This is a genomic window from Epilithonimonas arachidiradicis (genome assembly GCF_003610695.1).
Taxonomy (GTDB): domain Bacteria; phylum Bacteroidota; class Bacteroidia; order Flavobacteriales; family Weeksellaceae; genus Epilithonimonas; species Epilithonimonas arachidiradicis.
Window position 1 is genome coordinate 801,710 of record NZ_RAQH01000001.1, and the last position, 19,621, is coordinate 821,330.

31 protein-coding genes are annotated in these 19,621 nt (G+C 37.0%); all 31 read left to right on the forward strand.

What is annotated here, in order from left to right; genetic code table 11:
* Nucleotides 1-220: 220 nt before the first annotated feature.
* The 31 genes from BXY58_RS03850 to BXY58_RS04000 all read left to right on the forward strand — a co-directional run bounded on the left by BXY58_RS03850 (nucleotide 221) and on the right by BXY58_RS04000 (nucleotide 19,615).
* Nucleotides 221-3,568, forward strand: a complete 3,348-nt coding sequence (locus BXY58_RS03850; RefSeq protein WP_120212465.1) for a methylmalonyl-CoA mutase family protein — start codon at nucleotides 221-223, stop codon at nucleotides 3,566-3,568.
* Between the two features lie 93 nt (nucleotides 3,569-3,661).
* A complete protein-coding gene (locus tag BXY58_RS03855; protein WP_120212466.1) occupies nucleotides 3,662-4,330 on the forward strand; it encodes a hypothetical protein in 669 nt (222 codons plus the stop codon).
* A gap of 95 nt (nucleotides 4,331-4,425) precedes the next feature.
* A complete protein-coding gene (locus BXY58_RS03860; protein ID WP_120212467.1) occupies nucleotides 4,426-5,634 on the forward strand; it encodes an NAD(P)/FAD-dependent oxidoreductase in 1,209 nt (402 codons plus the stop codon).
* Between the two features lie 59 nt (nucleotides 5,635-5,693).
* Complete coding sequence (locus tag BXY58_RS03865) at nucleotides 5,694-6,149, forward strand: YciI family protein (protein WP_120212468.1); 456 nt, start codon at nucleotides 5,694-5,696, stop codon at nucleotides 6,147-6,149.
* Between the two features lie 234 nt (nucleotides 6,150-6,383).
* The gene (rplC, locus tag BXY58_RS03870; RefSeq protein ID WP_120212469.1) at nucleotides 6,384-7,010 is read left to right on the forward strand and encodes a 50S ribosomal protein L3; all 627 of its coding nucleotides are present in this window, start codon (nucleotides 6,384-6,386) and stop codon (nucleotides 7,008-7,010) included.
* Nucleotides 7,001-7,630, forward strand: coding sequence for a 50S ribosomal protein L4 (gene rplD, locus BXY58_RS03875; protein WP_120212470.1), 630 nt, complete (start codon nucleotides 7,001-7,003; stop codon nucleotides 7,628-7,630). The genes rplC and rplD overlap by 10 nt, the downstream gene beginning before the upstream one ends.
* A gap of 6 nt (nucleotides 7,631-7,636) precedes the next feature.
* Nucleotides 7,637-7,927 (forward strand): 50S ribosomal protein L23, encoded by a 291-nt coding sequence (gene rplW, locus BXY58_RS03880; protein ID WP_072997618.1) that lies wholly within the window; start codon nucleotides 7,637-7,639, stop codon nucleotides 7,925-7,927.
* 19 nt (nucleotides 7,928-7,946) lie between these two features.
* Entirely contained in the window at nucleotides 7,947-8,768 is an 822-nt protein-coding gene (gene rplB, locus BXY58_RS03885) for a 50S ribosomal protein L2 (protein ID WP_120212471.1), read from the forward strand.
* A 2-nt stretch (nucleotides 8,769-8,770) separates the two neighbouring features.
* On the forward strand, nucleotides 8,771-9,049 hold the full coding sequence (gene rpsS, locus BXY58_RS03890) for a 30S ribosomal protein S19 (protein WP_027383317.1): 279 nt from the start codon (nucleotides 8,771-8,773) through the stop codon (nucleotides 9,047-9,049).
* A gap of 2 nt (nucleotides 9,050-9,051) precedes the next feature.
* Nucleotides 9,052-9,447, forward strand: coding sequence for a 50S ribosomal protein L22 (rplV, locus tag BXY58_RS03895; RefSeq protein WP_120212472.1), 396 nt, complete (start codon nucleotides 9,052-9,054; stop codon nucleotides 9,445-9,447).
* An 8-nt stretch (nucleotides 9,448-9,455) separates the two neighbouring features.
* Nucleotides 9,456-10,190: a 30S ribosomal protein S3 gene (gene rpsC, locus BXY58_RS03900; protein ID WP_120212473.1), complete on the forward strand. Its 735-nt coding sequence runs from the start codon at nucleotides 9,456-9,458 to the stop codon at nucleotides 10,188-10,190.
* A 78-nt stretch (nucleotides 10,191-10,268) separates the two neighbouring features.
* Nucleotides 10,269-10,694 carry a 50S ribosomal protein L16 gene (gene rplP, locus BXY58_RS03905; protein ID WP_120212474.1) on the forward strand — a complete coding sequence of 142 codons (426 nt, stop codon included), beginning with the start codon at nucleotides 10,269-10,271 and terminating at the stop codon, nucleotides 10,692-10,694.
* Between the two features lie 11 nt (nucleotides 10,695-10,705).
* Nucleotides 10,706-10,891 carry a 50S ribosomal protein L29 gene (gene rpmC, locus BXY58_RS03910; protein WP_120212475.1) on the forward strand — a complete coding sequence of 62 codons (186 nt, stop codon included), beginning with the start codon at nucleotides 10,706-10,708 and terminating at the stop codon, nucleotides 10,889-10,891.
* 9 nt (nucleotides 10,892-10,900) lie between these two features.
* Nucleotides 10,901-11,158, forward strand: a complete 258-nt coding sequence (rpsQ, locus tag BXY58_RS03915; RefSeq protein WP_120212476.1) for a 30S ribosomal protein S17 — start codon at nucleotides 10,901-10,903, stop codon at nucleotides 11,156-11,158.
* Between the two features lie 2 nt (nucleotides 11,159-11,160).
* Nucleotides 11,161-11,529 (forward strand): 50S ribosomal protein L14, encoded by a 369-nt coding sequence (rplN, locus tag BXY58_RS03920; protein WP_027383311.1) that lies wholly within the window; start codon nucleotides 11,161-11,163, stop codon nucleotides 11,527-11,529.
* A gap of 18 nt (nucleotides 11,530-11,547) precedes the next feature.
* Entirely contained in the window at nucleotides 11,548-11,868 is a 321-nt protein-coding gene (rplX, locus tag BXY58_RS03925; protein ID WP_120212477.1) for a 50S ribosomal protein L24, read from the forward strand.
* A gap of 12 nt (nucleotides 11,869-11,880) precedes the next feature.
* Nucleotides 11,881-12,432 (forward strand): 50S ribosomal protein L5, encoded by a 552-nt coding sequence (gene rplE, locus BXY58_RS03930; RefSeq protein ID WP_120212478.1) that lies wholly within the window; start codon nucleotides 11,881-11,883, stop codon nucleotides 12,430-12,432.
* 3 nt (nucleotides 12,433-12,435) lie between these two features.
* A complete protein-coding gene (gene rpsN, locus BXY58_RS03935; RefSeq protein ID WP_027383308.1) occupies nucleotides 12,436-12,705 on the forward strand; it encodes a 30S ribosomal protein S14 in 270 nt (89 codons plus the stop codon).
* 145 nt (nucleotides 12,706-12,850) lie between these two features.
* The gene (gene rpsH, locus BXY58_RS03940; protein WP_027383307.1) at nucleotides 12,851-13,249 is read left to right on the forward strand and encodes a 30S ribosomal protein S8; all 399 of its coding nucleotides are present in this window, start codon (nucleotides 12,851-12,853) and stop codon (nucleotides 13,247-13,249) included.
* A gap of 18 nt (nucleotides 13,250-13,267) precedes the next feature.
* Nucleotides 13,268-13,813 carry a 50S ribosomal protein L6 gene (rplF, locus tag BXY58_RS03945; RefSeq protein WP_120212479.1) on the forward strand — a complete coding sequence of 182 codons (546 nt, stop codon included), beginning with the start codon at nucleotides 13,268-13,270 and terminating at the stop codon, nucleotides 13,811-13,813.
* An 11-nt stretch (nucleotides 13,814-13,824) separates the two neighbouring features.
* A complete protein-coding gene (rplR, locus tag BXY58_RS03950) occupies nucleotides 13,825-14,178 on the forward strand; it encodes a 50S ribosomal protein L18 (protein WP_120212480.1) in 354 nt (117 codons plus the stop codon).
* Between the two features lie 18 nt (nucleotides 14,179-14,196).
* The gene (gene rpsE / locus BXY58_RS03955) at nucleotides 14,197-14,715 is read left to right on the forward strand and encodes a 30S ribosomal protein S5 (protein ID WP_089768531.1); all 519 of its coding nucleotides are present in this window, start codon (nucleotides 14,197-14,199) and stop codon (nucleotides 14,713-14,715) included.
* Nucleotides 14,716-14,726: 11 nt separating this feature from the next.
* The gene (rpmD, locus tag BXY58_RS03960) at nucleotides 14,727-14,903 is read left to right on the forward strand and encodes a 50S ribosomal protein L30 (RefSeq protein ID WP_027383303.1); all 177 of its coding nucleotides are present in this window, start codon (nucleotides 14,727-14,729) and stop codon (nucleotides 14,901-14,903) included.
* A gap of 72 nt (nucleotides 14,904-14,975) precedes the next feature.
* On the forward strand, nucleotides 14,976-15,425 hold the full coding sequence (rplO, locus tag BXY58_RS03965; RefSeq protein ID WP_120212481.1) for a 50S ribosomal protein L15: 450 nt from the start codon (nucleotides 14,976-14,978) through the stop codon (nucleotides 15,423-15,425).
* A gap of 10 nt (nucleotides 15,426-15,435) precedes the next feature.
* Nucleotides 15,436-16,815, forward strand: coding sequence for a preprotein translocase subunit SecY (secY, locus tag BXY58_RS03970; protein ID WP_120212482.1), 1,380 nt, complete (start codon nucleotides 15,436-15,438; stop codon nucleotides 16,813-16,815).
* An 8-nt stretch (nucleotides 16,816-16,823) separates the two neighbouring features.
* Nucleotides 16,824-17,039 (forward strand): translation initiation factor IF-1, encoded by a 216-nt coding sequence (infA, locus tag BXY58_RS03975; RefSeq protein ID WP_027383300.1) that lies wholly within the window; start codon nucleotides 16,824-16,826, stop codon nucleotides 17,037-17,039.
* Between the two features lie 10 nt (nucleotides 17,040-17,049).
* The gene (rpmJ, locus tag BXY58_RS03980; RefSeq protein WP_007839480.1) at nucleotides 17,050-17,166 is read left to right on the forward strand and encodes a 50S ribosomal protein L36; all 117 of its coding nucleotides are present in this window, start codon (nucleotides 17,050-17,052) and stop codon (nucleotides 17,164-17,166) included.
* Nucleotides 17,167-17,180: 14 nt separating this feature from the next.
* Nucleotides 17,181-17,558: a 30S ribosomal protein S13 gene (gene rpsM, locus BXY58_RS03985; RefSeq protein WP_120212483.1), complete on the forward strand. Its 378-nt coding sequence runs from the start codon at nucleotides 17,181-17,183 to the stop codon at nucleotides 17,556-17,558.
* Nucleotides 17,559-17,570: 12 nt separating this feature from the next.
* Complete coding sequence (gene rpsK / locus BXY58_RS03990) at nucleotides 17,571-17,960, forward strand: 30S ribosomal protein S11 (protein WP_027383298.1); 390 nt, start codon at nucleotides 17,571-17,573, stop codon at nucleotides 17,958-17,960.
* A gap of 19 nt (nucleotides 17,961-17,979) precedes the next feature.
* Entirely contained in the window at nucleotides 17,980-18,588 is a 609-nt protein-coding gene (gene rpsD, locus BXY58_RS03995) for a 30S ribosomal protein S4 (protein WP_120212484.1), read from the forward strand.
* 31 nt (nucleotides 18,589-18,619) lie between these two features.
* Nucleotides 18,620-19,615, forward strand: a complete 996-nt coding sequence (locus BXY58_RS04000) for a DNA-directed RNA polymerase subunit alpha (protein ID WP_089768543.1) — start codon at nucleotides 18,620-18,622, stop codon at nucleotides 19,613-19,615.
* The last annotated feature ends 6 nt before the right edge of the window (nucleotides 19,616-19,621 follow it).

Here is a 19,621-nt window from a genome sequence, read left to right on the forward strand (position 1 = left end):
TCCCGCTTTCCGCTCATACTCCTCGCGCAGCCGCACCTTCCAAGGCTTGCTGTGGGGTAACCGCTGCAATCGGGGCTATGGTTTTCGTTTTCAATCACCACACAAAACTTTCAAACCTCCCATTCTCAACTCTCAAACTCTCATATTCCAAACATCCATCTTCCCTCCTCATTGCCATTTCCCAAAAAATATTATCTTTGGGCACTATCGATTTTAAGAAATGGAAACCCAAAAATATACTCCAAAAAATAAAGTAAGAATCGTGACAGCTGCATCGTTATTCGATGGTCATGATGCTGCGATCAATATCATGCGTCGTGTGATTCAGGGAACAGGATGTGAAGTCATTCACCTTGGACACGACAAATCTGCAGAGGAAGTTGTTAACACAGCGATCCAGGAAGATGCCAATGCGATTGCCTTAACTTCTTACCAAGGCGGTCACAACGAATATTTTAAATATATCTACGACCTTTTAAGAGAGAAAAACTCACCACAAATCAAAATCTTTGGTGGCGGTGGCGGTGTAATTCTGCCTGAAGAAATCGAAGATATTATGTCTTACGGAATCGACAGAATTTATTCTCCAGATGACGGCCGTGAGCTTGGTCTACAGGGAATGATCGATGATTTGGTGAAAAGATCAGATTTCGCAACAGGTAAAGAAGTTACCGCAAATGATTTAGAATCAATTAGTTTTGAAAATTCTACAAGCATTGCTAAAATCATTTCTGCGGTTGAAAACTTCTCAGAAGAAAAACCGGAATTGGTTGCTGCTATAGACGAAAAATCAAAAGATTTAAATATTCCCATCATCGGGATCACAGGTACTGGTGGAGCAGGAAAATCTTCATTAACAGACGAATTGGTAAGACGTTTCATTCGTTCAAATCCAGATAAAAAAATTGCAATCATCTCTATCGACCCTTCTAAAAAGAAAACGGGAGGTGCGCTTTTGGGTGACAGAATCCGTATGAACGCGATCAATGATCCAAGAGTTTATATGCGTTCGATGGCGACAAGAGAAAACAACGTTTCGGTCTCTCCGTTCATTCATTCCGCTTTGAATGTTTTAAAATTGGCTCATCCAGATGTAATTATTTTGGAAACTTCAGGTATTGGACAATCAGGTTCGGAAGTTTCGGATTTTGCTGATGTTTCAATGTATGTGATGACTCCTGAATATGGAGCTTCTACACAGTTGGAGAAAATCGATATGCTGGATTATGCGGATTTGGTTGCTTTAAATAAATCTGATAAAAGAGGAGCTCTTGATGCACTTCAAGCGGTTAGAAAACAATTCCAGAGAAACCACTTATTGTGGGAACAGCCATTGGATGAAATGCCGGTTTACGCAACAAAGGCATCTCAGTTCAACGACCACGGAACGACAGAATTATACAACAGGTTGGTTTCTAAAGTCAACGATAAATTTACTGGTTTAAATCTACAAGGTTTTGTTGAACAGGAAATTACAGACGAAGTAACGATCATTCCTCCAAAAAGAGTTCGTTACCTTTCTGAAATCGTTGAAAACAACAAACAATATGATGCCAACATTGAAAAGCAAGCTGAATTAGCCAGAACAATGTATCATATTGATGGTGTTAAAAAAATTATCTCCAATGAAACTTTGGACGCTGAATATCAAAAAGCTGAAAAAGAACTTCAACAGGAAAACATCGACTTCCTAAAAACCTGGGATGATACGAAAAAAGCTTTCCACGAAGAGTTTTATTCATACTTTGTAAGAGGAAAAGAAATTAAAGTTGAAACCTCAACAGAATCTTTGTCTCATTTAAGAATTCCAAAAATCGCATTACCAAAATATAATGATTGGGGCGATTTGATTAAATGGAAAGGTCAGGAAAATCTTCCAGGAGGATTTCCTTTTACAGCGGGAATTTATCCATTCAAAAGAACCGGAGAAGATCCAACGAGAATGTTCGCTGGAGAAGGAGGTCCAGAAAGAACGAACAGAAGATTCCACTACGTTTCTGCGGAAATGCCTGCAAAACGTTTATCTACAGCATTCGACTCGGTAACATTATACGGTCAGGATCCAGCTTTACCACCGGATATTTATGGAAAAATCGGAAATGCGGGAGTTTCTATCGCGACTTTAGATGATGCGAAAAAACTGTATTCAGGTTTTGATTTGGTGAATGCAATGACTTCGGTTTCAATGACCATCAACGGACCAGCGCCGATGTTGCTGGCTTTCTTTATGAATGCAGCCATTGATCAGAATGTTGAAAAATATATTGCTGAGCATAAGCTTGAGGCTAAGGTTGAGGAAGTTTTAAAAGCAAAATTCGACGACAAAGGTTTAGCAAGACCAAAATATAACGGAGAATTACCCCCTTCCAATAATGGTTTAGGTTTAAAATTATTAGGAATCACGGGAGATGAAATAATTCCTGCGGATGTTTATGCTGAAATTAAAGCTAAAACTATCGCAACTGTTCGTGGAACTGTTCAGGCAGATATTTTAAAAGAAGACCAGGCTCAAAACACGTGTATTTTCTCTACGGAATTTGCCTTGAGATTGATGGGTGACGTTCAGGAATATTTCATCAAAGAAAAAGTAAGAAACTTCTACTCTGTTTCCATTTCAGGATATCACATTGCAGAAGCGGGTGCAAATCCGGTTTCGCAGTTGGCATTTACTTTGGCAAATGGTTTCACGTATGTTGAATATTACTTGTCAAGAGGAATGGACATCAATGATTTTGCACCGAATTTATCTTTCTTCTTCTCCAACGGTATCGATCCTGAATATTCAGTAATCGGGCGTGTGGCGAGAAGAATCTGGGCAAAAGCTATGAAGTTGAAATACGGCGCTGATGAAAGAAGCCAGATGTTGAAATATCACATTCAAACTTCAGGACGTTCACTTCACGCTCAGGAGATTGATTTTAATGACATTAGAACAACTCTTCAAGCGCTTTACGCAATTTATGATAACTGTAATTCATTGCACACGAATGCTTATGACGAAGCGATTACAACTCCGACTGAGCAATCTGTAAGAAGAGCAATGGCGATTCAGTTGATTATTAACAAAGAATTAGGTTTAGCGAAAAATGAAAATCCGCTGCAAGGTTCATTTATTATTGAAGAATTGACGGATTTGGTGGAAGAAGCTGTTTATGCAGAATTCGACAGAATTACAGAAAGAGGCGGCGTTCTTGGAGCGATGGAAACAATGTATCAACGTTCAAAAATCCAGGAAGAATCGATGCATTACGAATGGTTGAAGCACACTGGAGAATATCCAATCATCGGAGTAAATACTTTCTTAGGGAAAGACGGTTCGCCAACCGTTCGTCCGGGAGAAGTGATCCGTTCGACTGAGGAAGAAAAGCAATTCCAGATTGAAATGCTTCATAATTTCCAAAATTCTAATCAAGATAAATCTGCAGAAGCTTTGAAAACTTTACAACACGCAGCAATCAACCAACAAAACTTATTTGAAGTGATGATGGATGCCGTAAAATATTGTTCGCTTGGACAGATTACCAATGCTTTGTTTGAAGTGGGTGGTAAATACAGAAGAAATATGTAGGGCGAAGGTCGCCATCCAATTATTTAAAATTAAAACCTCAAGGAAATTCTTTGAGGTTTTTTTATTATTTTCGCAATCGAAAAAATTATCACCATGAAAAAATTAATCTTATTTTTCTCTTTTTTATTATTAATAACAAGTTGTATCCCAAAAGTAGCGTTGTCCGCTGACTATTGGCAAAAACCAACTAAAGTCGGTATTCTAATAAATTCCAACCCTCCTACCAAATTCAAAGAAGGATCGCAAGGCCTTTTAGATATGGCGGTGACATCTGGTGACAAATACAAAGAAGCGCTAGATCTGATAGGTCAAAACATTCATCCCAAAGATGAACTGACAATCATTTACTCAGACATTTTTAAGTCTAAAGGCAAAGAAGTAATCATTATTGACGAAAAATTTGACTCTAAAACCGCAAAGAAATTTTCTGGAACAAAAGCTGAAGGTAAAAAATATTCGAGCTACGATTTCAGCGATCTGAAAACAAAGTATGGTGTTGATGAACTTCTCTTTGTAAATGTAAATTATGGTTTTATGATTTCATACTATGGAATGATTGAAACTGGAAAGATGGCTCACGCCGCACTTGACACAAAAATCATTGATTTGAATGATCAACATTTTATTCTTGCTAATTATAATTTCAAAAATGAACTTTTGAAAAAATGGAAGGACAATAATTATGAAAATTCAATCAAAGGTGTTAGAACAGCTCTAGATAAAGTTGAATTAGAAGAAAAGGCTATCTTCAATCCTAAATAAGACTTTTAAAATCTCTCAAAGTTTGAGAAATTTTTTTCAAAAAATCCAACGGTTTACTTTTTGATTAGAACAAAATCAAATCAGAAATAAACTATATGAAACTAAAATCTCCCGAACCATTCTGGCTCGTCAAAGACGGACTCAAACATTCTTATCCTTCACTCCGAGAAAATATTGAAACCGAAATCCTCATCATCGGAGGCGGGATCACAGGTTCTCTTCTTGCACATCAAATGATAAAAGATGGTTACAAAACAGTTTTGGTTGACCGCCGGGAAATCGGGAATGGAAGCACAAGCGCCACGACGTCTATGCTTCAATATGAGATTGATATTGCACTCTTCAAACTATCCGAGATGATTGGGCAGGATGGAGCGGAAAAAGCCTATTGGGCCTGCTACAATTCCATTGATGATTTACAGAAAATTGCTAAGGAAGTTAAGTCGGATTGTGGTTTTGCAAAGAAAAAATCTCTTTATTTTGCGGCTTTGAAAAAAGATGTTCCACTTCTTAAAAAAGAATTCGAAGCAAGGAAAGCGGCTGGGTTTCCTGTGAAATGGCTTTCGGAAGAAGAGATTAAAAAGCAATTCAAAATCGAGAATACATTTGGCGGAATCCTTTCTGAACAAGGCGGAAGCATCGACGCATTTTGTCTGGCACACGACATTTTGCATTATAATTATAAAAAGGGTTTAGAGATTTTCGACAAAACAGACATTGTCAAATTCGATTACAAGAAAAACGGCGTTACAGCAACAACCGATTACGGAAATACCATCAAAGCCAACAAAGTGATTTTCTGTAATGGTTTTGAAAGTACGGAAATCATCAAGGATAAATTTGTCAATCTGTTATCAACTTATGCAATTGTTGGTGAACAATGTGATAAGGAGTACAACAAAGAGCTCAACGGATTGCTGGTTTGGAACACCGCAAATCCTTACATCTATATGCGGACAACGGATGATAACCGGATCCTGATGGGCGGCGAAGATGAAGAATTTGTGAATGCAAAAAAACGCGATTCTTTATTGTTTGAGAAAGAGGAGAAACTCATTAAAAAAATTAATAAATATTTACCTGAAAATAACTTTAGAACCGACTTTGTCTGGGCCGGAACATTTGGTGAAACCAAAGATGGCTTGCCTTACATTGGGCAACACCCGAACTTTCCAAGCGCCTATTTTGTATTAGGTTTTGGTGGCAACGGCATTACTTTTTCGGTCATCGGGATGGCTATGGCTTCTGATTTTCTTAAAGGTAAAAAGCATGAGTTGACGAAATATTTCAGGTTCAGAAGATGATTATCTATGCCAGTTGGGAATTTCATTTTTTATTTTAAATTTGAATTAAACTTCAACAGATGAAATCATTATTCTCAATTCTTTCCTTAATCCTATTTTCGTCATTCATCATTGCTCAGAATAAAGATTTTGACCAAAAACTGGCAGATTCTCTTGGAGCCGACCAATACGGAATGAAATCGTATTATTTAGTTATTCTCAAAAAAGGAAAAGCCGAAATTACTGATAAAGCTAAGAAATCAGAATTGATGAAAGGTCATATGGACAATATCAACAAACTGGCAAAAGATGGAAAACTGATTGTCGCCGGACCAATGCTGGAGAAAAGTCCAAATGATTATAATGGGATTTTCATTCTCGATGCAAAAACAAAAGAAGAAGCGGAAAATTTGGTTTTAACAGATCCGTCTGTAAAGTCAGGAATCTTCGATATCGAAATCTACAAATGGTACGGTTCCGCTGCACTTCCTCTCTATTTGAAATATCACGATAAGATAACCAAAGTTCATTTTTAACATCTTCATCATTTTAGATTTAAGCCATTACGGAATAAGTTCTTGTGGCGGCTAAATGTTTTTTTATCTGTAAAAGATTAAAAATCAAATAATTTCTGAAAAATATTTGTCAATGTGAAAAATATCCTTAAATTTGCACACTCATTTTAGGGAAGGAGTATGCCTATTTCAGACATAGAATATGACGAAAACCGCTAAAATGCTGAAACAAAATATAATAGATATATATAAATAATGTCAGGTATTATTGGTAAAAAAATCGGTATGACATCTTTGTTTGACGAAGCGGGGAAGAATATTCCTTGTACAGTTATTCAAGCTGGTCCATGCTCGGTTTTACAGGTCAGAACCGAAGAGGTTGACGGGTATGTTGCCGTACAACTAGGTTTCGATGACAAGAGTGAGAGGAACGTTGGTAAAGCGTTAGCTGGTCATTTTAAAAAGGCTGGTTCAACTCCTAAAGCTAAAATCGTAGAATTCAGAAACGAGTTCGAACATGCGGTTAAGACAGGAGATTTGGTAGAAGTTAACATGTTTGCAGAAGGTGAATACGTTGATGTAACAGGAACTTCTAAAGGTAAAGGTTTCCAAGGTGTTGTTAAAAGACACGGATTTGGAGGTGTAATGCAAGCTACTCACGGTCAGCACAACAGACTTAGAGCTCCAGGTTCTATCGGTGCTGGTTCGGATCCTTCAAGAGTATTCAAAGGAATGAGAATGGCTGGTAGAATGGGAGGTAAGCAGGTAACTGTTCAGAACCTTCAGGTGTTAAAAGTAGATGGAGAACAAAATCTTTTAGTAGTAAAAGGTGCTGTTCCGGGAGCTAAAAATTCTTATGTAATTATCAAGAAATGGAACTAGTAGTATTAAGTACATCAGGAAAAGAAACCGGAAGAAAAGTAACTCTTGACGAATCAGTATTCGGAATTGAGCCAAATCAGCACGCGGTTTACTTAGAGGTTAAGCAATATCTTGCTGCACAAAGACAAGGTACTCATAAATCAAAAGAGAGAAGCGAAATTACGGCTTCTACAAGAAAGCTTAAGAAGCAAAAAGGTTCAGGATCTGCGAGATATGGTGATATCAAGTCGCCAACTTTCAAAGGTGGAGGTAGAGTTTTTGGTCCAAAACCAAGAGACTACAGATTCAAATTGAACAAAGCGCTTAAGAGATTAGCTAAAAAATCTGTTTTGTCTCAAAAATTGAGAGATAACAGTATCAAAGTTTTGGAGAACTTGAGTTTTGACGCCCCTAAGACTAAAGAATTCATCAACTTGTTGGGTGCTTTGGATCTTAACGGTAAAAAGTCTTTATTCATCATTCCTGAAGCTAACAAGAATGTATATTTATCTTCAAGAAACTTGCCTAAGACAAGAGTGTTGAATTATAACGAGATTTCTTCTTATGATTTGATCAACGCAGGTGAGATTGTTTTCTTAGAAGGTGCAGTAGAAAAATTTCAGGACAACTTAAAGAAATAAATCATCATGTCACTTATTATTAAACCAATTATTTCAGAAAAAGCAAACTATCTTACAGATCTAAGAGGTGCTTATTCTTTCTTGGTTGCCCCTAAGGCAAACAAGATCCAGATTAAAGGTGCTATTGAGGCAGCTTACGGTGTAAAAGTAGCGGACGTTAGAACGATGATTTATGCACCTAAAGTTTCTTCAAAATACACGAAAAAAGGACTTCAAGTTGGGAAAACTAACAAATTGAAGAAAGCAGTTGTAACATTAGCTGCTGGAGAAGTTATTGACATTTTCGCAACAAATTAATTAATTATAAATAATAGTAATGTCTGTTAGAAAATTAAAACCTATCACCCCGGGACAGAGATTCAGAGTTGTTAATAACTTTGAGGAAATTACTACTAACAAGCCAGAGAAATCTCTAACTGTTGGTATTAAAAAGTCAGGTGGACGTAACCAAACTGGTAAAATGACCATGCGTTACACCGGCGGTGGACACAAAAAGAAATACAGAATTATCGACTTCAAAAGAAATAAATTTGACGTTGAAGCTACGGTAAAAACTGTAGAATACGATCCAAACAGAACTGCTTTCATCGCATTAGTTGAATACGCAGACGGAGAAAAGAGATACATCATCGCTCCAAACGGGATCAAAGTAGATCAGAAAATTGTTTCTGGAGAAAGCGTAGAACCAAACGTTGGTAACGCAATGAAATTGAAAAACATTCCATTGGGTACTATCATCTCTTGTGTTGAAATGAAACCTGGACAAGGTGCAATTTTGGCAAGAAGTGCTGGTTCTTCAGCTCAATTAACTTCAAGAGACGGAAAATATGCCATCATCAAGTTGCCTTCTGGAGAGTCTAGAATGATCCTTACAGAGTGTATGGCGATGGTTGGTTCAGTTTCTAACGGAGATCATCAGTTAACAGTATCAGGTAAGGCTGGTAGAAGCAGATGGTTAGGTAGAAGACCAAGAACAAGACCAGTAGTAATGAACCCAGTTGATCACCCAATGGGAGGTGGTGAAGGACGTTCTTCTGGAGGTCACCCAAGATCTAGAAACGGTAAGCCGGCTAAAGGTTACAAAACCAGAAAGAAAAACAAAGTGTCTAACCGTTACATCGTATCTAAAAGAAAATAATTATGGCAAGATCACTTAAAAAAGGACCATTCATTCATCATACTTTAGATAAGAAGGTTCAGGCAAATGTAGAGTCTGGTAAAAAGACTGTAATCAAAACTTGGTCTAGAGCATCTATGATTTCTCCAGACTTCGTAGGACAAACTATCGCTGTTCACAACGGGAAATCTTTTATCCCTGTTTATGTAACAGAAAATATGGTAGGTCACAAGTTAGGCGAATTTTCTCCAACAAGATCTTTCAGAGGTCACGGTGGTAACAAAAATAAAGGAGGTAGATAATCATGGGATCAAGAAAAAGAGAAAGTGCATTAGCACGTAAAATAGCAAACCAAGATGTGGCAAAAGCGTTGCATAACGATTGTCCGTCTTCTCCAAGAAAAATGAGATTAGTTGCTGATATCATTAGAGGGGTAGAAGTTGATAAAGCTTTATATATCCTTAAATATTCTAAGAAAGATGCATCTAACAAATTAGAAAAAGTATTGCTTTCTGCTATCGCAAACTGGCAAGCTAAAAACGAAGGTGCTGACATCGAGGAGGCTAACCTTATCGTTAAAGAAATCTATGTAGACAGTGCAAGACAATTGAAGAGACTAAGACCAGCGCCACAAGGTAGAGGGTATAGAATCAGAAAAAGATCAAACCACATTACACTAATTTTAGGTACTAAAAATTAATTCAAGGCATGGGACAGAAGACAAATCCAATTGGTAACAGATTAGGTATCATCAGAGGATGGGATTCTAACTGGTTTGGTGGTAAAAACTACGGCGACAGAATCGCTGAAGATTACAAAATCAGAAGATACCTTGAAGCAAGATTATCTAAAGGTGGGATTTCAAAAATCTATATTGAAAGAACACTGAAATTAGTAACAGTAACAATCACGACTGCAAGACCGGGGTTAATTATTGGTAAAGGTGGTCAGGAGGTTGATAAATTGAAAGAAGAGTTGAAAAAATTGACTGGAAAGGATATTCAGATCAACATCTTCGAAATCAAAAGACCTGAGCTAGATGCAGTATTAGTTGCAGACAGCATTGCTAAACAAATCGAAAACAGAATCTCTTACAGAAGAGCTGTTAAGATGGCTATGGCAAGCACAATGAGAATGGGTGCAGAAGGTATCAAAGTAATGATCTCCGGAAGATTGAATGGTGCAGAGATGGCAAGATCAGAATCTTTCAAAGAAGGTAGAATCCCTTTATCAACTTTCAGAGCAGATATCGATTACCACATCGGTGAAGCATTGACTCAGTATGGTAAATTAGGTGTTAAAGTTTGGATTATGAAAGGTGAAGTTTACGGTAAAAGAGAACTTACGCCGCTAGTAGGACAACAGAAAAAAGCACCAGCTGGAGGTAGAGAGAGAAACGACAGAGGAGAAAGAGGAGACAGAAAACCAAGAAGAAATAATTAATAAAATTTTAGAGGATAGTTTTTAAATGACCGTTACTTTTTTAAAATCTAAATTCTAAAATCTAAAATTTAAGAAATTATGTTACAACCAAAAAGAACCAAATTCCGTAGAGTTCATAAGATGAAAATGAAGGGGATTGCCCAGAGAGGTAATCAACTTGCTTACGGAACTTTCGGGATCAAAGCTATAGAAGGTGCTTGGATCACTGCAAGACAGATTGAAGCTGCGCGTATCGCTGCAACAAGATATATGAAAAGAGAAGGTCAACTATGGATCAAAATATTCCCGGATAAGCCTATTACCAAAAAACCAGCGGAAGTACGTATGGGTAAAGGTAAAGGTGCTGTAGAATATTGGGTAGCTGTAGTGAAGCCTGGTAAAATTATGTTCGAAGTTGGTGGAGTGCCTTACGAAGTAGCGAAGGAAGCTCTTAGACTTGCTGCGCAAAAATTGCCGGTAGTTACCAAGTTCGTAGTTGCTAACGATTTTGTTAAACCTCAATAATCTCTATTACAATGAAAAAAGCTGACATCAAAAATTTAAGCGTAGAGGATATCAAAAATCAATTGGCTGACGCTAAAGCTAACTATTCTAAACTGAAATTAGCACACAGAATTAGCCCAGTTGAAAATCCGATTCAGATCAGAGATTTGAGAAAAACAATCGCAAGACTTAACACAGAATTAACTAACAAACAATAATTCCTTTTTATAATGGATAGAAATTTAAGAAAAGAACGTATTGGAGTAGTTTCCAGCAATAAAATGGAAAAAACTATTGTTGTTAGTGAAACTACAAGAGTAAAACATCCAATGTACGGGAAATTCGTTTTGAAAACGAAAAAATATACCGCACACGATGAGAATAACGAGTGCAACGAAGGAGATACAGTTTTGATTACAGAAACTAGACCTTTGAGCAAGAGCAAAAGATGGAGATTAGTAAGAATCATTGAAAAAGCTAAGTAATAATGTTACAAACAGAATCAAGATTAAAAGTTGCTGATAATACAGGTGCAAAAGAAGTACTAGTTATCAGAGTTCTAGGAGGAACTAGAAGAAGATATGCTTCAGTTGGTGATAAAATCGTTGTTACTATCAAAGATTCTACACCATCAGGAAACGCAAAAAAAGGTCAAGTATCTAAAGCGGTAGTTGTAAGAACTAAAAAAGCGGTTAGAAGAAAAGATGGTTCATACATCAAATTCGAAGACAACGCTTGCGTATTGCTAAACGCTGCTGGAGAAATGAGAGGAACTCGTGTTTTTGGACCGGTTGCCCGTGAGTTGAGAGACAAAGAATATATGAAGGTTATTTCATTAGCTCCTGAAGTACTTTAATTTTAAAATTTTAAGAAAATGTCAAAAGTTAAAATAAAAAGAGGAGACAATGTCATCGTTACTACCGGAAAAAATAAAGGGAGTAAAGGTGAAGTTCTTGAAGTAATCAAGAAAGAAGGTAAAGATCCTAGAGTTATTGTTGCAGGAATTAATATTGTTAAAAAACATACTAAGCCGTCTGCACAAAATCCTCAAGGTGGAATCGTTGAAAAGGAAGCTTCACTACATATTTCAAACGTATCATTAACTGATAAAAGCGGAAAAGCTACTAAAGTTGGATACAAAGTAGAAGGTGATAAAAAAGTAAGAGTTGCTAAAACAACCGGTGAAACTTTATAATTTAGAATTACAATGGAATATATAGTAAGACCAAAACAACAATATAAAGAGAAAATTGTTCCTGCAATGATGGAAGAATTTGGGTACAAGTCAGTAATGCAAGTGCCTAAGTTGGAGAAGATCGTTGTGTCACAAGGTTTGGGAGCTGCTACAGCAGACAAAAAAATTGTGGACTATGCAGTAGAAGAATTGACTGCAATCACAGGACAAAAAGCAGTTGGAACTCTTTCTAAAAAAGATGAAGCAGCCTTCAAATTAAGAAAAGGAATGCCTGTAGGAGCAAGAGTAACGCTTAGAGCTGATAAGATGTATGAATTCCTAGACAGATTAACTTCTTCTGCACTTCCAAGAATTAGAGATTTTTCTGGAATCAAAGCTGACGGTTTTGACGGTAGAGGTAATTATAACTTAGGTATTACTGAGCAGATTATCTTTCCGGAGATCGTAATTGACAAAGTGAAAAAAATCCAGGGGATGGACATCACTTTCGTAACAACTGCGAAAACTGATAAAGAAGCAAAATCATTATTAACTCACTTCGGTTTACCTTTCAAAAAGAACTAAGAAATGGCTAAAGAATCAATGAAAGCGCGTGAGCGCAAAAGAGAAGCTACTGTAGCTAAATATGCTGAAAAAAGAAAAGCTTTGAAAGAAGCTGGAGATTATGAAGCATTACAGAAATTGCCTAAAAATGCTTCTCCTGTAAGATTACACAACAGATGTAAATTGACAGGAAGACCAAGAGGATATATGAGAACATTCGGTATTTCCAGAGTAACGTTCCGTGAAATGGCTAACAATGGTCTTATCCCGGGAGTTAAAAAAGCTAGTTGGTAAGCAATTAAAAACAATCGAGGCAATTAAGTTGTTGAGATACTAAAGCATAAAAATAATCAGACCGATGTTTTCTGAGGTCTGATTTTTTTAATCTTCAAGTCTTTTCAATACTGGTTGTCATTAACCAATAATTTAAAACAAAGAAATGGTAACAGATCCAATTTCAGATTTCCTAACAAGAGTAAGGAACGCACAAAGCGCAGGCCACAAAGTGGTGGAAATTCCTGCATCGAAAATCAAAAAAGAGATCACTAAGATTCTTTTCGATCAAGGTTATATCTTGAACTACAAGTTCGAGGATAATGCTGTTCAAGGAGCTATCAAGATCGCTTTGAAGTATGATAAGCAAACTAACAAGCCTGCGATCAAGTCTATCCAGAGAGCTTCTAGACCAGGTCTACGTCAGTACAAAGGTTCTGAGGAACTTCCAAGAGTACTTAACGGACTAGGTGTGGCTATCATCTCTACTTCTAAAGGAGTAATGACTGATAAAAAAGCTAGACAAGAGAAAGTAGGCGGTGAAGTAATTTGCTACGTATATTAATTTTTTAAAACAAGGAAAATGTCAAGAATTGGTAAAGCAATTATAGAAGTTCCTGCTGGTGTTACTATCACTGAAAACAATGGTGTAGTAACGGTAAAAGGTCCTAAAGGAGAATTATCTCAGGAGCTTACTGCGGGAATCAGCTTCACACAGGAAGATGGTAAATTAACATTTAACCGTCCTTCTGATTCAAAAGAACACAAAGCGCTTCACGGTTTGTACAGAGCGCTTATCAACAATATGATTGTTGGGACGTCTACAGGTTTCACTAAGCAATTAGAGCTTGTAGGAGTTGGTTACAGAGCATCTCACAATGGTCAAAAATTAGAATTGGCACTTGGATTTTCTCACGGTATTCTATTGGAGCTTCCAAAAGAAGTAACATTGGATACTTTGACTGAAAAAGGGAAAAACCCGATCATTACATTATCTTCTTACGATAAACAACTTCTTGGAATGGTGGCTGCAAAGATCAGATCTTTCAGAAAACCTGAACCTTACAAAGGAAAAGGTGTGAGATTCGTGGGTGAAAACATCAGAAGAAAAGCCGGTAAATCTGCATAAAATTTAAGAAAATGGCATTAACAAAAGTTGAAAAACGAATCAGAATCAAAAGAAGAGTAAGAGGGAAGATCTCAGGATCTGCAGAATTACCAAGATTGTCTGTATTCAAAAGTAATAAAGAGATCTACGCACAATTGGTAGATGATAAAGACGGTAAAACATTAGTATCAGCTTCTTCTAGAGAGAAAGGGGTAGACGCTAAAGGAACTAAAACTGAAGTATCTGCAGCGGTAGGTAAAGCTATTGCAGCTAAAGCTAAAGCAGCTGGTATCGAAAGTGTAGTGTTTGATAGAAATGGTTTTGTATACCACGGTAGAGTGAAAGCTCTTGCTGACGGTGCTAGAGAAGCAGGTCTTAAATTCTAATTTTAAAATTCAGAAAATATGTTAGATAGTAATATAGAAAGAGTTAAACCTGGAGGATTAGAATTAAAAGATCGTCTGGTTGCTGTTAACAGAGTAACTAAAGTAACGAAAGGTGGTAGAGCATTCGGATTTTCTGCAATTGTTGTTGTAGGAAACGAAGATGGTGTTATCGGTTACGGACTTGGAAAATCTAAGGAAGTTGCTTCTGCTATTGCGAAAGCTGTAGAAGATGCTAAGAAAAACTTGGTGAAAGTTCCTGTAATCAATCATACAATTCCTCACCAGACTTCTGCTAGATACGGTGGTGCTGATATCTTCTTGAGACCAGCTTCTCACGGTACAGGGCTTATCGCCGGTGGTGCGGTACGTGCGGTACTAGAATCTGCAGGTGTACACGATGTATTGTCAAAATCTAAAGGTTCTTCTAACCCACACAACGTGGTGAAAGCTACTTTCAACGCATTGTTGGATATCAGAAGACCAGAAGAAATTGCAAGAATGAGAGGAGTTTCTTTAAGTAAAGTGTTTAACGGTTAATCAATATAGCAATGGCAACAATCAAAGTAAAATTAGTTAGAAGTGCTATTAATCGTTCTAAAACTCAGAAAAGAACACTTGAAGCACTAGGATTTAAGAGACTTCAACAAGTTGTAGAACACGAAGCAACACCTTCTATTCTTGGAATGATTGCTTCTGTAAGTCACTTACTGGAAGTTCAAAAATAAGACAAAAGATAATGAGAAAAGAGAAGCTTTCTCTTTTCTCAATACTTTATCATTTAAAATCTCAATTACAAAATGAATTTAAATAACATACAACCAGCAGCGGGTTCTACTCACAATTCAAAAAGAATTGGTAGAGGTCAGGGAAGCGGAAAAGGTGGTACTTCAACAAAAGGGCATAAAGGTCAAAAAGCGAGAGCTGGTTATTCTCAGAAAATCGGTTTCGAAGGTGGACAGATGCCTTTGCAAAGAAGATTACCGAAATTTGGTTTCAAAAATATTAATAGAAAAGAGTTTAGAGCAATCAATCTTGATACAATCCAAACTTTGATCGATACTAAAAACATCACTGGTGATATCACTAGAGACGTATTAGTAGAAAACGGTCTTGCATCTAAGAATGAGTTAGTAAAAATCTTAGGTAGAGGTGATTTGAAATCTGGTGTTTCAATCTCTGCTGACAAATTTACTAAGTCTGCTGAAGAAGCAATCAACAAAGCTGGAGGAAAAGCGATTACTCTTTAATTAATAACCAATGAAAGAATTTATACAAACACTAAAAAACATTTGGAGTCTAAAAGAACTTAGAGATAAAATTATCTTGACACTTTCTTTGGTCCTTGTGTATAGATTCGCATCTTATGTTTCTCTTCCGGCTATTAATATGGCAGAAGTTGGAAACTTATTACAACATTACCAAAATCAAGGCGGGAACCAACAAGGGGCCGGCCTTTTGGGTTTATTGTCTTCTTTCACGGGAGGTGCTTTTAGCCGGGCTTCTATAATGGCATTAGGAATTATGCCTTATATCTCTGCTTCCATTATTGTTCAGCTGATGGGAATGGCTATTCCTTATCTTCAGAAATTACAAAAAGATGGAGAAAGTGGAAGAAATACTTTGAACCAAATTACCAGATGGTTAACGATCGGGGTTTGTCTTGTGCAGGCGCCTTCGTACTTAACATCAGTAACACAATTTTTCTTACCGTACGGGCAGTTCCAGTCAGCTTATTACATAGATCCAGCATCTGTTATGTTCTGGTTGCCAAGTATCGTGATCCTCGTTGCAGGTTCTGTATTTGCAATGTGGTTAGGAGAAAAAATTACTGACAAAGGTATTGGTAATGGTATCTCAATCTTAATTATGGTGGGTATCCTTGCGGATCTTCCAACAGCATTTTATCAGGAAGTTTTGACACAGAATGGTAAAGGTGGCTTGGGAAGCATTATGATTTTGGTTGAAGTTGTATTTTGGTTATTAGTTGTTTTATTGGCAATTATTCTATCCGTAGCTGTTAGAAAAATTCCAATCCAATATGTGAGTAGAGCTCAGGCAAGAGGTGGTGTAAGCAGAAACCTGATGGAAGGAGCCAGACAATGGATCCCATTGAAAGTGAATGCAGCAGGAGTTATGCCGATCATCTTTGCTCAGGCATTGATGTTTGTACCAGGATTACTAACCAAAGTTGATGAATCTAATACATTTTTGGCAGGATTCAAAAATGTTTTTAGCTGGCAGTACAATGTATTGTTTGCATTATTAATTATAATTTTCTCATTTTTCTATACGGCAATTACCATTCCTGTGAATCAGATGGCTGATGATCTTAAGCGTAATGGTGGATTGATTCCGAAGGTAAGACCTGGAAAAGAAACGGCAGATTATCTAGATGATATTTTATCCAAAATAACCTTGCCAGGTGCAATTTTTTTGTCTATCTTTGCAGTCCTTCCGGCAATAGTGCACGGAGCGTTTGTTCAGACAGATAGATTTGCCCTATTTTTCGGGGGTACATCGTTATTAATTATGGTTGGCGTTATCTTAGATACTGTTCAGCAAATTAATACGTATCTGCTGAACCATCATTATGACGGGTTGATGCAATCTAAATTATCAAGATCATCAAACTTATAATAGGATAAATGGCAAAACAGAAACATATAGAACAAGACGGAGTGATAACGGAAGCACTTTCCAATGCACAGTTCCGTGTAGAGCTGGAAAATGGGCACGTATTGATTGCCCATATTTCTGGTAAAATGAGAATGCATTATATAAAACTCTTACCCGGAGACAAGGTAAGACTCGAACTCTCTCCTTATGACTTGACTAAAGGGAGAATAACTTTTAGATATTAAAAATAACAAAATGAAGGTTAGAGCATCTATCAAAAAAAGAAGCGCAGACTGCAAGATCGTTAGACGAAAAGGCGTTCTGTTCGTAATTAACAAGAAGAACCCTAAATTTAAACAAAGACAAGGTTAAGAACCGATTAAATTATGGCGAGAATTTCAGGTATTGATTTACCAAAGAACAAAAGAGGCGTTATTGGACTTACTTACATCTATGGTGTTGGTAAGAGTACTGCTTCAGAAATTTTGAAAAGCGCTGGTATCAGCGAAGACAAGAAAGTCAACGAATGGAATGACGATGAATTGGCAGCAATCAGAACTTATATCACTGAAAACGTAAAAGTTGAAGGAGAATTAAGATCTGAAATCCAATTGAACATCAAGCGATTGATGGACATAGGATGCCAACGAGGAATACGTCACAGACTAGGATTACCTTTAAGAGGCCAGAGAACGAAAAACAACTCTAGAACCCGTAAAGGAAAGAGAAAAACTGTTGCTAACAAGAAAAAGGCAAGTAAATAATCGTTAGGAATTATGGCAAAACAAACTAAAGTAGTTAAAAAAAGAAAAGTAAAAGTTGAGGCTATTGGCGAAGCGCATATTCAGGCTTCTTTCAATAACATCATCATTTCTTTAACAAATAAAGCAGGAGAGGTTATCTCTTGGGCTTCTGCCGGTAAAATGGGATTCAGAGGTTCTAAAAAGAATACTCCATTCGCTGCTCAAATGGCAGCAGAAAACTGTTCTCAGGTAGCTTTCGAAGCTGGTCTTAGAAGAGTTAAGGTGTTTGTAAAAGGTCCAGGTGCTGGTAGAGAATCTGCAATCAGAACTCTGCATAATTCTGGTATCGAAGTAAGTGAAATCGTTGACGTGACACCTATGCCTCACAACGGTTGTAGACCACCTAAAAGAAGAAGAGTTTAATTTTTAGAATTTACCCATTATGGCAAGATATATTGGACCTAAAACAAAAATTGCTAGAAAATTCGGTCAGGCAATTTACGGAGACGATAAAAACTTCGAGAAAAGAAAAAATCAACCACCAGGACAACACGGTCCTAACAAAAGAAGAGGTGCGAAAAAATCAGAATACGCTACTCAGTTGGCTGAAAAGCAAAAAGCTAAGTACACTTACGGTATTCTTGAAAGACAATTCGCTAACCTTTTCGATAAAGCTCACAGAAGTAAAGGTGTAACAGGGGAAGTTCTATTGCAACTTTGCGAATCAAGATTGGATAACGTAGTTTACAGATTAGGTTTTGCAAAAACAAGATCTGCAGCTAGACAATTGGTTTCTCACAGACACATCACTGTAAACGGAGAGCTGGTTAACATCCCTTCTTATTTGTTAAAAGCTGGTGACGAAATTGCTGTAAGAGAGAAATCAAAATCTCTTGAAGTAATCTCTAACGCTTTAGCTTCTAAAGCAAATTATGAGTGGTTACAATTCAATGACGAGAAAAAGACTGGTATCTTTACGACTGCTCCTGAGAGAATCCAAATTCCTGAGGACATCAAAGAACAGTTAATCGTCGAATTATACTCTAAATAATAATTTTTTCAAATTTTTGCTCAACCAGACTATGGCAATTTTAACATTTATAAAACCCGATAAAGTAATCCTGTTAAACTCTACAGATTTTAAAGGACAATTCGAATTCAGACCTTTGGAACCAGGTTTCGGGCTTACAATCGGTAATGCATTGAGAAGAGTTTTATTATCTTCTCTGGAAGGATATGCTATTTCATCTATCAAAATAGAAGGCGTAGAGCACGAATTTTCAACTATACCGGGAGTGATTGAAGATGTAACGGAAATCATTCTTAATCTTAAACAGCTTCGTCTTAAAGCTAAAACTGAAAATCCAGGAAACGAGCAGGTAACTGCAAAAGTATCCGGAAAAGATGTCGTGACTGCTGGTGATCTTGGAGGTTCTATCGTGAACTTCGAAGTTCTTAACCCAGAATTAGTAATCGCAACTTTGGCTAAAGATGTAACGTTTGAAATTACTTTCAACATTGAAAAAGGAAGAGGATATGTTCCGAGCGATCAGAACAAATCAAACAATGCTCCTGTTGGGACTATTGCAATTGACTCTATCTTCACACCAATCAAGAAAGTTCAGTACAGTATAGAAAATTACCGTGTAGAGCAAAAAACGGACTACGAAAAACTAGTATTGGATATCGAAACTGACGGGTCAATCACGCCTCAGAATGCTTTAACAGAAGCTTCTAAGATCTTGATCTATCACTTTATGTTGTTCTCTGATGAAAGAATCACTCTTGAAACAGAGGCTGTAAAGGCATCCATCCAATACGACGAAGAAACACTTCATACAAGACAATTGCTTAAGTCAAAATTAGCAGATATGGATCTTTCTGTAAGAGCCCTTAACTGTCTGAAAGCGGCTGAAGTAGAAACACTTGGAGAGCTGGTTTCTTTTAGTAAGTCTGATTTGATGAAATTCAGAAATTTTGGTAAAAAATCTTTAACAGAACTTGAAGAATTGGTTCACTCAAAAGGACTAAATTTCGGGTTTGATGTTGCAAAATATAAGTTAGACGCTGATAAATAATCCTCA

Excerpts from the sequence above, each read along its gene's own strand:
- rplX (WP_120212477.1), top strand. The coding sequence starts at position 11,548 with ATGTCAAAAGTTAAAATAAAAAGAGGAGACAATGTCATCGTTACTACC.
- rplW (WP_072997618.1), top strand. The coding sequence starts at position 7,637 with ATGTCACTTATTATTAAACCAATTATTTCAGAAAAAGCAAACTATCTT.
- rpmD (WP_027383303.1), top strand. The coding sequence starts at position 14,727 with ATGGCAACAATCAAAGTAAAATTAGTTAGAAGTGCTATTAATCGTTCT.
- rplC (WP_120212469.1), top strand. The coding sequence starts at position 6,384 with ATGTCAGGTATTATTGGTAAAAAAATCGGTATGACATCTTTGTTTGAC.
- rpsC (WP_120212473.1), top strand. The coding sequence starts at position 9,456 with ATGGGACAGAAGACAAATCCAATTGGTAACAGATTAGGTATCATCAGA.
- rplE (WP_120212478.1), top strand. The coding sequence starts at position 11,881 with ATGGAATATATAGTAAGACCAAAACAACAATATAAAGAGAAAATTGTT.
- rpsS (WP_027383317.1), top strand. The coding sequence starts at position 8,771 with ATGGCAAGATCACTTAAAAAAGGACCATTCATTCATCATACTTTAGAT.
- rpsH (WP_027383307.1), top strand. The coding sequence starts at position 12,851 with ATGGTAACAGATCCAATTTCAGATTTCCTAACAAGAGTAAGGAACGCA.
- rpmC (WP_120212475.1), top strand. The coding sequence starts at position 10,706 with ATGAAAAAAGCTGACATCAAAAATTTAAGCGTAGAGGATATCAAAAAT.
- rpsE (WP_089768531.1), top strand. The coding sequence starts at position 14,197 with ATGTTAGATAGTAATATAGAAAGAGTTAAACCTGGAGGATTAGAATTA.
- BXY58_RS03850 (WP_120212465.1), top strand. The coding sequence starts at position 221 with ATGGAAACCCAAAAATATACTCCAAAAAATAAAGTAAGAATCGTGACA.
- rpsD (WP_120212484.1), top strand. The coding sequence starts at position 17,980 with ATGGCAAGATATATTGGACCTAAAACAAAAATTGCTAGAAAATTCGGT.
- rpmJ (WP_007839480.1), top strand. The coding sequence starts at position 17,050 with ATGAAGGTTAGAGCATCTATCAAAAAAAGAAGCGCAGACTGCAAGATC.
- rplP (WP_120212474.1), top strand. The coding sequence starts at position 10,269 with ATGTTACAACCAAAAAGAACCAAATTCCGTAGAGTTCATAAGATGAAA.
- rplF (WP_120212479.1), top strand. The coding sequence starts at position 13,268 with ATGTCAAGAATTGGTAAAGCAATTATAGAAGTTCCTGCTGGTGTTACT.
- rplR (WP_120212480.1), top strand. The coding sequence starts at position 13,825 with ATGGCATTAACAAAAGTTGAAAAACGAATCAGAATCAAAAGAAGAGTA.
- BXY58_RS03860 (WP_120212467.1), top strand. The coding sequence starts at position 4,426 with ATGAAACTAAAATCTCCCGAACCATTCTGGCTCGTCAAAGACGGACTC.
- infA (WP_027383300.1), top strand. The coding sequence starts at position 16,824 with ATGGCAAAACAGAAACATATAGAACAAGACGGAGTGATAACGGAAGCA.
- rplV (WP_120212472.1), top strand. The coding sequence starts at position 9,052 with ATGGGATCAAGAAAAAGAGAAAGTGCATTAGCACGTAAAATAGCAAAC.
- BXY58_RS03865 (WP_120212468.1), top strand. The coding sequence starts at position 5,694 with ATGAAATCATTATTCTCAATTCTTTCCTTAATCCTATTTTCGTCATTC.
- rplN (WP_027383311.1), top strand. The coding sequence starts at position 11,161 with ATGTTACAAACAGAATCAAGATTAAAAGTTGCTGATAATACAGGTGCA.
- secY (WP_120212482.1), top strand. The coding sequence starts at position 15,436 with ATGAAAGAATTTATACAAACACTAAAAAACATTTGGAGTCTAAAAGAA.
- rplD (WP_120212470.1), top strand. The coding sequence starts at position 7,001 with ATGGAACTAGTAGTATTAAGTACATCAGGAAAAGAAACCGGAAGAAAA.
- rplO (WP_120212481.1), top strand. The coding sequence starts at position 14,976 with ATGAATTTAAATAACATACAACCAGCAGCGGGTTCTACTCACAATTCA.
- rpsK (WP_027383298.1), top strand. The coding sequence starts at position 17,571 with ATGGCAAAACAAACTAAAGTAGTTAAAAAAAGAAAAGTAAAAGTTGAG.
- BXY58_RS04000 (WP_089768543.1), top strand. The coding sequence starts at position 18,620 with ATGGCAATTTTAACATTTATAAAACCCGATAAAGTAATCCTGTTAAAC.
- rpsN (WP_027383308.1), top strand. The coding sequence starts at position 12,436 with ATGGCTAAAGAATCAATGAAAGCGCGTGAGCGCAAAAGAGAAGCTACT.
- rpsM (WP_120212483.1), top strand. The coding sequence starts at position 17,181 with ATGGCGAGAATTTCAGGTATTGATTTACCAAAGAACAAAAGAGGCGTT.
- rplB (WP_120212471.1), top strand. The coding sequence starts at position 7,947 with ATGTCTGTTAGAAAATTAAAACCTATCACCCCGGGACAGAGATTCAGA.
- BXY58_RS03855 (WP_120212466.1), top strand. The coding sequence starts at position 3,662 with ATGAAAAAATTAATCTTATTTTTCTCTTTTTTATTATTAATAACAAGT.